Consider the following 12,972-nt stretch of genomic DNA (forward strand, 5'->3'; position numbering starts at 1 on the left):
ATGAGCGACAAGAGCGTGAACAAGACGGCGTGGCTCCTCGAGGCGAAGCAGAAGGGCGAGAAGATCGCCTCGCTGACCTGCTACGATTATCCGACGGCGCGGCTCCTCGACGAGGGTGGCGTGCGGCTCCTCCTCGTCGGCGATTCCCTCGGCATGGTCGTCCTCGGCTACGAGGACACGACGCGGGTGACCCTGGCCGACATGGTCCACCATACGCGGGCCGTGGCGCGCGGCGCGGCGGTGCGGGGCCGCGCGACGGTGGTCGCCGACCTGCCCTACAAGAGCTACGAGACGGCCGAGCATGCGGTGACGGCGGCGAAGGCCCTCCAGGCGGCGGGAGCCCACGCGGTGAAGCTGGAGGGCGGGCGGGCCTTCCTTCCCCAGATCGAGGCGATCCTCAAGGCGGGGATTCCCTTCGTCGGCCACCTCGGGATGCTCCCCCAGTCGGTGAAGGAGGAGGGGGGCTATCACGTGAAGGGGAAGACCGACGACGAGGCGGCCCGGATCGAGGACGACGCGAAGGCGTTGGCGGTGGCCGGGGCCTCGGCGATTGTGCTGGAACTGGTCGTCCCTGCGGTGGCGGAACGGATCACGCGGGCGATCCCGGTGCCGACGATCGGCATCGGTTCCGGCGATCAGTGCGACGGGCAGATCCTCGTCGTCCACGATTACCTCGGCCTCTTCCCGTGGTTCCGCCCGAAGTTCGTCCGGCCCGATCCCGAGGCCGAGCTCGGCCCGGTGCTGCGGGAATCGGCGCGGCGCTTCGTCCGCCGGACGGGGGCTCCCGATTGGTCGGAGCCGACCGGATGATTGTTTTCCTGCTGGGGCCGACCGGCGTCGGCAAGAGCGAGGTGGCCCTGCGGCTGGCCGCCGAGGACAAGGGGGCGATCCTCTCCCTCGATTCGATGCAGGTCTACCGGGGCCTCGACATCGGGACCGGGAAGCCGACCGCCGCCGAGCAGGCCCGGATCCCCCACGGCGGCCTCGACCTCTTTTCCTGGCGGGATCAGGCCGACGTCGCCCGGTATGTCGAGGCGGCGGCGGCGTTCATCGAGAAGAGCAGGGGCCGCCCCCTCTACGTCGTCGGCGGGACGGGGCTCTATTTCCGCGCGTTGACGCAGGGGTTGAGCGAGGCTCCTCCGGCGCCCCTGGCCCTGCGGGCCGAACTGGCGGCCCTTCGCCTGGCCGAGCTGACGGCGCGGCTCCGTTCCCTCGATCCGGGGCAGGAGAAGGAGGCGTCCTTCGATTGGCAGAATCCCCGCCGCGTCCAGCGGGCGCTCGAGGTGCTGGTGGCGACGGGGGTGCCCCTGCGCGAATGGCAGAAAAAGAAGCCGACTTCCCCCCTCCTGCCTCCCGGGACGTTCCGCGCCTTCCTGCTCCGGCGGGAGCGGGACGAATTGCGGGAGCGGATCGCCCTGCGCGTGGAGAAGATGGTCGCAGAGGGATGGATCGACGAGGTGCGGCGGCTCCTGGACGAGGGCGGGCCCGGCTCGCTGGCCGATTGCGCCGCCATCGGGTACTCCCTCCTCGCCGGCTGGCTGGAGCGGGGCGGATCGCCCGTGGCGCTTCCCGCCGTCCGGCAGGAGATCGTCGACGCGACGCGGCAATACGCGAAGCGCCAATTGACATGGTTCCGCCGGGAATCCAATGTGGAGACGTTGATGATCCCCCCTTTCAAGAGTAGTGACGAGACGGCCTGGCGCGTGCGCGCCGCCCTGCAGGTTCCCTCATGCTAGTCCCGAAGGTCAAGAAGGCCCAGGAAGCGGGCAAGGAGCGGAGCATGCTCGTCGCCCTCGAGCGGGACGGGGACAGCCACGCCGACCAGGTCGATTCCCTCGACGAGCTCGCCTCCCTCGTGGGGACGGCGGGCGGCGACGTGGTCCGCTCCGTCATCCAGCGTCTCCCCCGCCCGACGGCCCCCTATTACATCGGCAAGGGGAAGGCCGAGGAGGTCGCCGCGACGTGCGAGGAGGAGGAGATCCACTCGGTGATCTTCGACGACGAGCTCTCCCCCGCGCAGAGCCGCAATCTCTCCAACGTCGTCAAACGGAAGATCATCGACCGGACCCAGATCATCCTCGATATCTTCGCCTTCCGCGCGAAGACGAAGGAGGGCAAGCTCCAGATCGAGCTGGCCCAGCTCAACTACCTCCTCCCGCGCCTCACCCGCATGTGGACCCACCTTTCCCGCCAGACGGGCGGGATCGGGACCCGGGGGCCGGGCGAGACGCAGCTCGAGGTCGACCGCCGCCGCGTGCAGGAGAAGATCGCCAAGATCTCCCGCGACCTCGAGGCCGTCCGCCAGCACCGGGCGACGCAGCGGCAGGGGCGCTCCCGGCACAACTGGCCGGTCGTCTCCCTCGTCGGCTACACGAACGCGGGGAAGTCGACCCTCTTCAACCACCTGACCCGGGCCGAGGTCCTGGCCGAGGACAAGCTCTTCGCGACGCTCGACCCGACGACCCGCGTCGTCGACCTTCCCGAGAAGCAGCGGGCGCTCTTCACCGACACCGTCGGCTTCATCAAGAAGCTCCCCCACGACCTCGTCGAGGCCTTCAAGGCGACCCTGGAGGAGGTCTGCGAGGCCGACCTCCTCCTCCACATCGTCGACCTCAGCCACCCGCAGTACGACAACCAGATCGTCGCCGTCCAGGAGGTCCTCAGCCAGATCGGGGCGCACGAGAAACCGGCCCTGGTCGTCTTCAACAAGACCGACAGGGTCGCCCCGGAGACGGTCGCCCGCGTCCTCGACTTCCACGCCTCGAGCGTCGCGATCTCGGCCGAAACCGGGGAGGGGATCGACGGCCTCCTCCGGGCGATCTCCGACCGCCTCGCCGCGCGGCGGCAGCGGGTCCATCTTCTCGTCCCGCACAACGAGACGAGCCTCGTCGCCGAACTCCACCGCGAGGGGAGCGTCGAGGAGATCTCCTACGAGGGGGACGAGATCGCCGTCACGGCGCGGATTCCTCCGGGCCTCCAGCGGCGGATCGAGCCTTACCTGACGAAAGGTTGAACCCCACCGCGAGCCTATGAGCGGCACGATTCACGACATGCCGGGGGAGGATCGCCCCCGGGAGCGGCTTCAGGCGCACGGGCCGTCGGCGCTGAAGAGCGCGGAGCTGATCGCGATCCTGCTGCGGACGGGGCGGGAAGGGGCCTCGGCCTTGCGGGTGGCCGAGGAATTGATCGAGCGGTTCGGGAGCCTGGAGGCCCTGGCTCGCGCCGGGGTCGCCGAGTTGGCGAAGGTGAAGGGGGTCGGCCCCGCGAAGGCGCTCCAGCTCGTCGCCGCCTTCGGTCTCGGGGCTCGGTTCAGCCGGTCCCAGGTGGAGGCCCGCCCGGTGGCGACTTCCTCCGACATCGTCGCCCTGCTGGGGGACGAGATGCGGCTCCTCGGCCACGAGAGCATCCGCGTCGTCCTCCTCGACAAGAAGCACCGCATCCTCGCCGTCGAGGAGGTCTCCAAGGGACTCCTCGACGAGTCGCTGCTGCATCCCCGCGAGGGGTTCCGCGCCGCCATCGCCCGGAATGCGGCGGCGGTGATCCTGGTGCACAACCATCCCTCGGGCGATCCGAAGCCTTCGGTGGCCGACCGACAGGTTACCAGGCAGTTCTTCGAGGCGGCCCAGGTGATCGGCATCCCCCTGCTCGACCATGTCATCCTCGGCGGGGCCGGTCCGGGGGGCGAAACGCTCTATTTCAGTTTTCAGGAACAGGGGCTTTTATAATTCCCTAATTTCCTTCGGGGCTGTATGGATTGAGTGAAGCTTTTCCGACCGCCATGCCTTCCCCCCTCATCCATCCCACCGCCAGCATCTCCCCCCATGCCCAGCTGGGGAACAACGTCCGGGTCGGCCCCGGCGCCCAGATCGACGACAGCTGCGTCGTCGGCGACGATTGCGAGATCCGCGCCCATGCCGTCATCACGGGCGGGGCGGTCCTCGGGAAGGGGAACCAGATCGGCTACGGCGCGATCATCGGCGCGGAGCCGCAGGACACGGCCTTCAAGAACGAGCCGAGCCGCGTCGTCATCGGGGACAAGAACATCATCCGGGAATACGTCACGATCCATCGCGGCACGAAGGATGGGACCGAGACCCGCCTCGGCGACGGGAATTTCCTCATGGTCGGCGCCCACGTCGCCCATAATTGCCACATCGGCAGCCAGGTCATCATCGTGAACAACGTCCTCCTCGGCGGCTACGTCGAGGTCGAGGACAAGGCGTTCCTCGGCGGCGGCGCCGTCGTCCACCAGTTCGTCCGCATCGGGGAACTGGCGATCATCCGGGGCCGGAGCGCCCTCGGGAAGGATCTGCCCCCCTACTTCATGGGGTGCGAGGTGAACGAGGTCTCCGGCCTGAACCGGATCGGGATGCGCCGGGCGGGCCTCGGGCAGGACGTGCGGCTGAACCTGACCCGCGCGTACAAGTTCCTTTACCGGAGCGGGATGAACATCAGCCAGGCGCTAGAGGCGATCCAGAAGGAACTCCACGGCGGCGAGATCGAGAAGCTCGTCACCTTCATCCAGAATTCGCAGCGGGGTATCTGCCGGGCGCGCAAGGCCAGCGGGACCAATGGCGGCGGCGGGGCCGGCGGGCATGGCGACGGGGATGGGGATTAGGTTCCCCCTGTTCATCGAAGCAGGGACGCGGAGAGACGAATGACTCGGATCAAAATTTGCGGGATCACCCGTGTGGAGGATGCGTTCTCGGCGATTCGCTGGGGGGCCGACTCGATCGGCTTCCTCGTCGGGCAGCGCCATGCGAGTCCCGATTTCCTGACGGCCGAGGCGGCGGGGTCGATCATCGCGAAGCTCCCGCCGCTGGTGAACACGGTCCTCGTCACCCACCTCCTGACGGCCGACGAGGTCCTCGACACGCTGGAGATGACCGGGGCCGACACCGTCCAGCTCCACGGGGAGATCACCCCGGCCGAGATCATCCGCCTCCGCGAGTGGCGGCCCCGGCTGAAGATCATCAAGTCGTTCCACGTCGTCGACGAGGCCTGTGTCGAATACGGCCTGCCGTACGTTGCCTTCGTCGATGCCTTCGTCCTCGACAGCCTCAATGCGGAGACGAACCAGATCGGCGGTACCGGCCTCGTCCACGATTGGGAGATCAGCAGCCGGATCAAGGCCCGCTATCCGATTCCGATCATCCTCGCCGGGGGATTGACCCCGGAGAACGTCGCCGACGGGATCGCCGCCGTCCGGCCCTACGGGGTCGACGTGAACACGGGGTTGAAGAACGCAAGCGGGTTCAAGGATCACGCGAAGATCCATTCCTTCGTCGAGGCCGTGCGAGGCGTCCACGCGATGGTCTAAGAGCCCGGAAGCATCCAGGCACAAAAAAAGAGGCGGAGTAATCCGCCTCTTTTTTTGTACGTCCGATTGCCCGGACGTGCCCCCGCGCTTGGGGGGAGTCGGAGGGGGGCAGTCCCCCTCTGAAGTTCTCTAGGGAACGATGAAGATCTTGCCGGTGTAGGGGCACTTGACCTGCGTGCCCGAGGGGAAGCCCTGGACGTCGACGAGGCCGGCGTGCTCGGCGTAGGGGCTGCGGACGTAGCCCTTCTTGTTCGGGACGGGGATGCCGGCGGGATACTTGGCGGCCGAGGCGCTCGCCGCCGCGGTGGGGGCGGGGGCGGAGCTGTTCGGGGTCCACGGCTTGTAATTGGCGGAGGAGCTGTCGGCGGGGGCGCTGGCGTCGGCCGCGGCGTTGCCGGGCTGGGGCTGGCCGGAGGTCGTCGGCGTCGTGCCTTGATCCTGGTATTGGACGTTGGTCTTGTCGCCGCAGGCGGCGAGGAAGAGGGAGGGTGCCGCGAGGGCGAGGGCGATCAGCGTGGTTTTCTTCATGAAAAAAAGTTGGGGTTCCGGATTAGAGCAATATTCACCAAGGTCATCAACCCCGTAATTTACGCCCTTTTCCCCGTTTGACTAGGGGACCGGAAGGAATTCGCAGACGATGCGGAAGGAGGCTTCCTCTTTCTGCTTCAGCCGGAGGGGCCAGACGATCTGGAAGGCGGAACCCTGGTAATCCCACTCGGTCCGGGGGAGTCCTTCGCCCGGGGCGTGGGGGAGGGGGGAGCGGGCGGTGTGGATGGGGTGATGCCAGAGATCGGCCCCGGGGGTGACGGTCCACTTCCAGAGGAGCTTCCGGCTGGTATCGGAGATGGTCCAGCCCTCGGGTTTCGGGATGGCGAAGTCGGCCCCGCAGATGAAGGGCTGGTTCCCGACCTGGATGAGGCGCTCCGGGGAGTCGCCGGAGAGGCAGGTGTAGTTGACCTCGCTGACGAAGAAGAGATCGGTCGGCAGGTCGCCCTTGTTCGTCAGGGTGTAATCGACGGTGAGTCGGCCCGGGTTCTCCATCTTGAAGACCTTCCGGCAAGTAAGGGCCCGCCGTTCCCGGCCGAAGTAGAGGCCGCCCTGCCGCTCGAGGACGACCATGCTGGCGTTGCGGTCGTTCTCGGTCTGGACGATCTCGTAGGGCTGGTTCACGAAGTCGCCGTGCTCGACGAAGGTGTTGTTCTTGAACGCGGAGGGGGCAGTGTTCGTCGGGACGAAGTGGTCCTGGAAGAGGCGGCGCTCGTACCAGTCCTCGATCTGGGTCTCGATGCGGGTGGTGTCGTGGTAGACCTCGACCCGGCGCCGGAAGGTGTTGGCGAGGTTGTAGGCCGTCGGGAGGAAGGCGTACTCGCAGAGGCTCCCGCCGTATTGGGGGATGACGAGGGCCGAGGCGTCCCGGCTCCGCAGGAGGACCTCGTCGTGGCCGTCGCCGTCGTAGTCGACCTGGTTTTCCTTCGGTGTCTCCTTGCGGTCCTGGCTGTGGAGGGCCTTCTCGGCCTCCAGGAGGCGTTGGTAGACGGCGTCCCGGAGGTAGTTCGCGTAGACGCCGCCGGTGCGGGCGTGCCAGAAGGTGGTGTGTTCCTCGGCGCAGAGGAGGGCTTCCAGGGCGGTGGCGCGGGCCTTGACCTGGCCGGGGGGGAGCTTGTCGACCTCGCCCCGGAGCCAGAGGAGGCGGTGGAGCATGAGGCGGGCCTCGGCGTACTTGCCGAGGAAGCCCGCCCAGTTCCCGCCGCGGAAGTAATTGACGAAGCGGTCCCCGTCGAAGCGTTTCTGGAGCTCGGCGCGGGCGGCGTCGTACTCCCGCCGGGCGACGGTGTTCAGGACGCAGGCCTCGAGGCCCTCGGCGGCCCCGCTGGCGGGGGCGGCGACGGGCCAGCGGCGGCGGGCGACCTCGCCGAAGTGGGCCATCTCGATCCAGTGGCGCTCGCTTTCGAGGTAGAGGAGCCATTCCTCGAACGCGCCGATCGTCCCCTCGCTGCCGTAGACGGGGAGGTGGCGCGGGGCGGCGTGGCCGTGGCCGCCGCTGTGGATGCTCTCGGCGGCGTAGAGGTCGCCCGATTGGGCGAGGGTGACGATCTGCTCGTCGGGGCGGTTGCTGAGCTGGTTGAAGGCGGCCTTGATCTCGCGGACGCCCTCGGTCGGGATCTGGCGGGACCAGATGCGGTGGTAGGGGAAGAGGACGGTGCGGTTGTTCAGGTGGGGGACGGAGAAGCCCCGGAAGAGCTGGGCCCGCTTCCAGCCGACGGCCTCGAAGAGGGTGTCCTCGAGGAGGGCGTATTCATATCCGGCCTGATGGAGGATCTCGACGAAGCGCGGTTCCCAGACCGACTCGGGGAGCCAGGCCCCCTTGGGGATGCAGGCGAATTCGTCCTGGACCCAGTCGCTCATCTTGCGGAGCTGGGCGACGGCGTCGGCGGGGGGGATGAGGCTCCAGATCGGCTCGTAGAAGCCGCCGCCGAGGAGTTCCACCTGGTTCCGGCGGACGAGCTCGCCGAGGGTGGCGATGAGGTCGGGCCGGTGTTCCTTCAGGTATTTCAGGAGGACGCCGGAGAAGTGGAGGGAGAGCCGGATCTGCGGGTGCCGCGCCAGCATGGCGAGGAAGGGGGTGCAGGTGCGGGAGGCGTAGGTTTCGAGCACCTCGCGGAAGTTCCCTGGAGGCTGGTGGAAATGGACGGCCCAGGCGAGGGTCACTTTTTTCACGGCGGTAGGCATGGAAGGGGGAAAGGGTAGCCGGGAGTGCGTCGATCAGACGAACCACTGGCTGGCGGCGAAGTCGGGGCCGGGGGCGGGGAACTCGATCAGGCCCCGTTCGGGATAGCGTTCGCGGATCATCTCCCCTTCGAGGATGTGGACGAAGAAGGAGACGGTGGTGCCGGGCTTCCAGTCGAGGATCGAAGTCGGGATCGAGGCGACGAAGAAGTCGTCCCACGCGGCGGCGATCGTCTTCCCCGTGGGAAGGGAGAGGGGATTGAAGGTGATGTGGTCGTCGCTGCGGGAGGAGGTGGAGACCCACTCGTTGCTGAGGCGGGAGAGGGTGATGCGGATGTCGGTCGGCTGGAGGAAGTGGATCTCGATGCCGTGGGGCGGGGCGAGGAGATCGAGGCGGAGGGTGAAGGTCTTCTCGTCGAAGCCGTAGTAGAGGGCCTGGCCGATGCGGTCGGCCTGGAACATGGCGGTCTGCTGGCGGCTGAGGTCGAGGTGGCCGGAGCCGATCCAGTCGAAGAAGGTCTCCAGGCGGCCCGTCACCGCCGGACGGATCGCGAGGCGGGGGCGGGTGTAGGTGATCTCGGCCGTCGGGAGGCAGATCGGCACCTCGAGGTAGGCCGGGGGCTCGAAGCCGAGGATGCGGTAGACGTTCTGGAGGTGGGTGCGGAAGAGGTCGTCGAAGAGGAAGTCGCAATCGGTGGTGAAGTCGGGGCCGTACCACCAGAACCAGTCGCTCCCCTCGGCGGCATAGATGGCCCACCACGCGGCCTCGACCTGTTCCTTCGTGAAGGAGGCGCCCGATTTCGCGAGGGTCTGGACGAGGAAGGCGCGGGTCTTGCCGATCCATTCCCAGCCCTTGTTCTCCTCGGGGTCGCCGATCCAGATGTCGAAGTCGCTCCCGATCCACGAGCCGGTGTGGAGGCGGCTGATCTCGACCTGGGGCTTGTGGGCGTCGAAGTACTCGCCGAGGCGGACGGTCCGGAGCGCGGGGCTTTTCTCGAGCTTCTGGTAGAAGAGGCTCAGGAAGGCCTCGCCGCCGTCGCGGAACGATTCCCAGGCGTTCTCCCCGTCGAGGGCGATGAGGACGGCGTGGTGGGGGGCGGTGCGGACGGTGGCAAGATGCTCCAGGTGATGGAGGAGGTAGTTGGACGACTGGTCGGCGCTTCCCTTCGCCGCGTTGAAGCCGACGAAGTCGGAGAGGGGCCGCTCGCGGAAGAGGGCGTTGCAGCGGGCCCCGTCGTGGACGACCGACCAGCCCTGGAAAAGCTCCAGGTGGTCGACCCGGTGGCCGCGCCAATGGGGGTCCTGCTCCAGGCTGCGGAAGAGGTTCCCCTCGTCGGTGCAGAAGTATTCGATCCCGGCCTGCTGGAAGAGGGGGATCAGCTCGGGCGCGATCGAGCCCTCGGAGGGCCAGAGACCGCGGGCGGGCGCGCCGAAGGCCCGGGTGTGCTGCTCCTGCGCGAGGCGGAGGTGGGCGGCGACGTCCTCCGGCGCGGAGAACTGGTTGGGAAGGGGGGAGTGGGGCATGCAGCGCCGGGCCAGGTTCGTGTCGTAGACCAGCGGCATGATGGGGTGGAAGAACGGCGTCGTCGTGATCTCGGCGCGGCCCTTCGCGGCGGCATCGCGGTAGAGGGGGAGGATGAGGGCGAGGATCTCCCGGTGGATGTCGAGGACGGCGTTCTTCTGCTCCTCGGTGAAGTGGCGGCCCTGCTTCTTCAATGCGGCGAGGAGGGGGAACCGCTTCTCGGCGGAGAAGCCGCACCAGGCGAGGTTGTACCAGGTCTGGAGGTCGCGGTAATCGGCGGTCGAGTAGGCGCGGAGGGCGGTGTCGAGGGTGTGGCTGTTCCAGTTCGCCCCGCGGAGGGCGAGGAGCTCCGCGTAGCGGGGGAAGGGATGGATGAGGTTTTCCCAATTGATCTTGAAGAAGTTCTCCAGGATGCGGCGCTTTTCCTCGTCGTTGAGCTCGGCGGCCGGTTTCCGGCTCCAGTCTTCCCAGAGGTCGGTGACGCTTCCCTCGACGAACTCCTCGATCTGCTTCACGAGGACCGGGGTGAAGTTGAAGTTCACCTTCACGCCGGGGGCGCTGTCGAGGAGGTCGACCATGTCGAGGTACCCCTTCACCGAATGGAGGCGGACCCACGGCATCATCGCCGTCTTCGTCACCGGATTCACGTAATACGGCTGGTGCATGTGCCAGAGGATGACGACGTTCATGGTCTTGGGGCTCCTGTTGAAAGGGGGGGACTAGATCTTCACCGCGCGGAGGAACTGGGCGGCCTCCTCGGGCAGCGTGCTGTTGATGAAGAAGCCGGTGCCGAACTCGAACCCGGCGATGCCGGTGAGGCGGGGGAGGACCTCGATGTGCCAGCGGAAGTCGAGCTCCAGCCGGGCTTCCTCGGAGGCCTCCCGGACGAAGGGGGCGGTGTGGAGGATGAGGTTGTAATCAGGCTTCCCGACGCCCTTGGCGAGGCGCTGGAGGATCTGCTTCAGCGATTCGGCGGCGAGGTCGAGCTCGCTGTCGGTGCTGTGGTGGAAGTGGGGGTTCTGGCGGCGGGGGAGGAGGCAGAGCTCGAAGGGGAACCGGCTGGCGTAGGGGCAGAACGCGACGAAGCCGTTGTTCTCGTGGACGACCCGCTTCCCTTCCTTCCGCTCGGCGCGGATGAGGTCGTCGAAGAGGTTCCGCTCCTTCGAGGCGTAGTGGGCGCGCGCCGCGGTGAGGCGGTCCTGCAGCATGCGGGGGACGACGGGGAGGGCGATCAGCTGCGAGTGGGCGTGCCGGAGCGAGGCCCCCGCCATCGGGCCGACGTTCTTGAAGATGAGGATCGAGCGGAAGCGGCTGTCCCGGCTGAGATCGACGATGCGGCTCCGGTAGGCCTTGAGGATCCCCGAGATCGCCTCGACCGGCTGGTCCTCCAGGGCGAGGGCGGCATCGGCGGTCTCGATGATCACCTCGTGGGCCCCGATGCCGTTCATCCGGTCGTAGATGCCGTCGCCTTCGGGCATCAGGTCCCCCTCGATGCGGAGGGCGGGGAAGCGGTTCGGGACGACGCGGACCTGCCAGCCGGGGCCGTTGGGGCCGTGGGCGGCGCCTTCGGGACGGGTGGCGTAGACTTCGGGCGGGGTGAGGTGCTCGTTGCCCCAGGTGAAGGCCCCGAGTTCGGGCAGCGCGCCGTTCTGGAGGTGGAAGTCCTGAGGACGCTGTTTCCGTTCAGGCGAAAAAACTACCCAGCGCCCGACCAGTGGATCCCGTCTTAATTCCGGCATGTCGTCTGTTTTCCAAAAGGGATATTTGAGGTTGCTTCCCAGGTTCCCGCGTTCCTGCATCGGGTTGCCGTTCCCATCGGAAATCGACGCCCGCCGGGCTTCAGGTTTGTCCAAAAAAGAACGCCCGGCTATCCCAAAATGCGGCGGAGCGTGAAAAGTTTTGCGGCGTGCCGATGTGCGCCCTAGAAAGGAAGCGTGGCTTCTTCTTTTTGTCAGCGCGGCGCGATCGTCCTTCTCCTCTTTTCGATCGTCGGTCTCGCCGATCGGGCGGCGGGGCAGGAATCCCCGGCCGCCCCGCAATCCGATTCGCCCCCGCCGAAGCGCGACGTGCAGGCGCGGAGCATCAACATCGAGACGATCCCCCCCTTCACCGAGGCGCTGCCGTGGGCCGATACCGAGGAGGGGGTGAAGACGCTCTACTCCTTCGCCCTCTCGTCGACGCGGACGGTTCCCGCGGGCTCGATCGTTCGCATCTTCTATGTGAAGCCGGTGCCGACCGAGGCCCCGGTCCGCATCATGGGGAGCGACGAGCAGCGGGAGCAGGCCTACACCCGCAGCTCCGGCCTCCCCAAGGATGCCAAGGCGATCTACGGATCGCCCGAGGTCGAGGCGGCGCTGAAATCGGCCCATACGATCGTCTGGCCGAATATCGCCTCCTTCCGCGCCTCGCTCGACCTGATCAACCTCATCGATCTCCGCGTCGTCTACATGGCCCCGGGGGCGAAGGACTATTCCGACGAGCGCCTCGCGATGCCAGAGGGATTGCTGCTGGCGGAGAAGGAGGGCTTCGTGACGATCCTCGCGGTGGTGAAGGGATCGAGTTCGCAACTCGCCGGACTGCGGGCCGGGGACCGGATCGTCGCCTTCAACGGCAAGGCGTTGAGCGGGGAGACGGCGACTCTCGCGACGTTCTTCACCGAATACCAGAGAAGCTCCGAGTTGAAGATCGGAGAGCAGAAACCCTATCGTTTTCGTATTCAACGGGGTGACGCTCCCGCTCCGGTCGAGTTCTCTCTCCGTCCGCCTCCTTCCCTGACAGGAAGTCTGATCGACCAGTGATTGTTTTTTGTAAGTATCGTATGGAGAGAGGGTTGATCGGCTTTCTATAGGATGTAAATGAACACAGGAATTTGTTGATTATCTGTCAGGACAATGCTATTATGCTAATTGTTCATGACCAGTAATCAACCTCCCTCCGCTTCCTACTCCGCGACCGTGGTCGACTTGGCGAAAGAACTCGCCGAATGCATCACGCAGTTGCAGCGCATTTCCCTCGTCGACCTTTCGACGCAGGTGAGCCAGGGAAACATCTCGATCCCGCAGTACACGCTTCTCAGCTTCCTCAGCCAGAGCTCGGGCATCACGATGTCCCGCCTGGCCGAGTTGATGGAACACACTTCCCCCGCCACCACCGGCCTCGTCGACCGCCTCGTCGCCGCCGGATTGGTCGAGCGTTTCGGCAACCCGACCGACCGCCGCCAGGTTCTCGTGAAGATCACCGACAAGGGCCGCGAGCTCGTCGAGAAGATCAAGTCGAACATCGTCACGAAGGTCCTCGGCCTCTCCGAGGACTTCACCGAGGACGACATGAAGACCTGGGTGCGGATCTACCGCACCATCCTCGCCCACTGTTCGCGCGTCAACCAGAAGTAGGTGCTTTGCCG

The 12,972-nt window shown here is 66.8% G+C and carries 12 protein-coding genes; 8 read left to right on the forward strand and 4 right to left on the reverse strand.

Features of this window, described 5'->3' with window-relative positions:
• The 6 genes from panB to BLU04_RS11055 are packed head-to-tail and all read left to right on the forward strand — an operon-like array spanning position 1 to position 5,320.
• Positions 1-810 carry a 3-methyl-2-oxobutanoate hydroxymethyltransferase gene (gene panB / locus BLU04_RS11030; RefSeq protein ID WP_093285848.1) on the forward strand — a complete coding sequence of 270 codons (810 nt, stop codon included), beginning with the start codon at positions 1-3 and terminating at the stop codon, positions 808-810.
• Entirely contained in the window at positions 807-1,736 is a 930-nt protein-coding gene (gene miaA / locus BLU04_RS11035; protein ID WP_093285851.1) for a tRNA (adenosine(37)-N6)-dimethylallyltransferase MiaA, read from the forward strand. Before panB ends, miaA begins: the two co-directional genes overlap by 4 nt.
• Positions 1,730-3,013: a GTPase HflX gene (gene hflX / locus BLU04_RS11040; protein WP_231964859.1), complete on the forward strand. Its 1,284-nt coding sequence runs from the start codon at positions 1,730-1,732 to the stop codon at positions 3,011-3,013. The genes miaA and hflX overlap by 7 nt, the downstream gene beginning before the upstream one ends.
• A gap of 16 nt (positions 3,014-3,029) precedes the next feature.
• Positions 3,030-3,725 (forward strand): DNA repair protein RadC, encoded by a 696-nt coding sequence (radC, locus tag BLU04_RS11045; protein ID WP_093285854.1) that lies wholly within the window; start codon positions 3,030-3,032, stop codon positions 3,723-3,725.
• A 53-nt stretch (positions 3,726-3,778) separates the two neighbouring features.
• Entirely contained in the window at positions 3,779-4,618 is an 840-nt protein-coding gene (lpxA, locus tag BLU04_RS11050; RefSeq protein ID WP_093285856.1) for an acyl-ACP--UDP-N-acetylglucosamine O-acyltransferase, read from the forward strand.
• 39 nt (positions 4,619-4,657) lie between these two features.
• Positions 4,658-5,320 (forward strand): phosphoribosylanthranilate isomerase, encoded by a 663-nt coding sequence (locus tag BLU04_RS11055; RefSeq protein ID WP_093285859.1) that lies wholly within the window; start codon positions 4,658-4,660, stop codon positions 5,318-5,320.
• Between the two features lie 129 nt (positions 5,321-5,449).
• Here the strand turns inward: BLU04_RS11055 and BLU04_RS11060 are convergent, their stop codons facing one another.
• From BLU04_RS11060 to BLU04_RS11075, 4 genes are all read right to left on the reverse strand, one after another.
• Entirely contained in the window at positions 5,450-5,848 is a 399-nt protein-coding gene (locus BLU04_RS11060) for a hypothetical protein (RefSeq protein WP_093285862.1), read from the reverse strand.
• Between the two features lie 81 nt (positions 5,849-5,929).
• Complete coding sequence (locus BLU04_RS11065) at positions 5,930-8,038, reverse strand: alpha-amylase/4-alpha-glucanotransferase domain-containing protein (protein ID WP_162274677.1); 2,109 nt, start codon at positions 8,036-8,038, stop codon at positions 5,930-5,932.
• 45 nt (positions 8,039-8,083) lie between these two features.
• Entirely contained in the window at positions 8,084-10,258 is a 2,175-nt protein-coding gene (locus tag BLU04_RS11070) for a glycoside hydrolase family 57 protein (protein ID WP_093285867.1), read from the reverse strand.
• Between the two features lie 30 nt (positions 10,259-10,288).
• The gene (locus BLU04_RS11075; RefSeq protein WP_093288623.1) at positions 10,289-11,308 is read right to left on the reverse strand and encodes a DUF4931 domain-containing protein; all 1,020 of its coding nucleotides are present in this window, start codon (positions 11,306-11,308) and stop codon (positions 10,289-10,291) included.
• A 195-nt stretch (positions 11,309-11,503) separates the two neighbouring features.
• Between BLU04_RS11075 and BLU04_RS11080 the strand changes: the two genes are divergently transcribed.
• Together BLU04_RS11080 and BLU04_RS11085 are read left to right on the forward strand one after the other, a co-directional pair.
• Positions 11,504-12,367 (forward strand): PDZ domain-containing protein, encoded by an 864-nt coding sequence (locus BLU04_RS11080; RefSeq protein ID WP_093285869.1) that lies wholly within the window; start codon positions 11,504-11,506, stop codon positions 12,365-12,367.
• Positions 12,368-12,481: 114 nt separating this feature from the next.
• Positions 12,482-12,961 carry a MarR family transcriptional regulator gene (locus BLU04_RS11085; protein ID WP_093285871.1) on the forward strand — a complete coding sequence of 160 codons (480 nt, stop codon included), beginning with the start codon at positions 12,482-12,484 and terminating at the stop codon, positions 12,959-12,961.
• Positions 12,962-12,972 lie beyond the last annotated feature (11 nt).

Source organism: Verrucomicrobium sp. GAS474, assembly GCF_900105685.1.
Classification (GTDB): Bacteria; Verrucomicrobiota; Verrucomicrobiia; order Methylacidiphilales; family GAS474; genus GAS474.

What these genes read in the sequence shown, in the direction of transcription:
- panB (WP_093285848.1), top strand. Translation starts at nt 1, where the DNA reads ATGAGCGACAAGAGCGTGAACAAGACGGCGTGGCTCCTCGAGGCGAAG.
- miaA (WP_093285851.1), top strand. Translation starts at nt 807, where the DNA reads ATGATTGTTTTCCTGCTGGGGCCGACCGGCGTCGGCAAGAGCGAGGTG.
- hflX (WP_231964859.1), top strand. Translation starts at nt 1,730, where the DNA reads ATGCTAGTCCCGAAGGTCAAGAAGGCCCAGGAAGCGGGCAAGGAGCGG.
- radC (WP_093285854.1), top strand. Translation starts at nt 3,030, where the DNA reads ATGAGCGGCACGATTCACGACATGCCGGGGGAGGATCGCCCCCGGGAG.
- lpxA (WP_093285856.1), top strand. Translation starts at nt 3,779, where the DNA reads ATGCCTTCCCCCCTCATCCATCCCACCGCCAGCATCTCCCCCCATGCC.
- BLU04_RS11055 (WP_093285859.1), top strand. Translation starts at nt 4,658, where the DNA reads ATGACTCGGATCAAAATTTGCGGGATCACCCGTGTGGAGGATGCGTTC.
- BLU04_RS11060 (WP_093285862.1), bottom strand. Translation starts at nt 5,848, where the DNA reads ATGAAGAAAACCACGCTGATCGCCCTCGCCCTCGCGGCACCCTCCCTC.
- BLU04_RS11070 (WP_093285867.1), bottom strand. Translation starts at nt 10,258, where the DNA reads ATGAACGTCGTCATCCTCTGGCACATGCACCAGCCGTATTACGTGAAT.
- BLU04_RS11075 (WP_093288623.1), bottom strand. Translation starts at nt 11,308, where the DNA reads ATGCCGGAATTAAGACGGGATCCACTGGTCGGGCGCTGGGTAGTTTTT.
- BLU04_RS11085 (WP_093285871.1), top strand. Translation starts at nt 12,482, where the DNA reads ATGACCAGTAATCAACCTCCCTCCGCTTCCTACTCCGCGACCGTGGTC.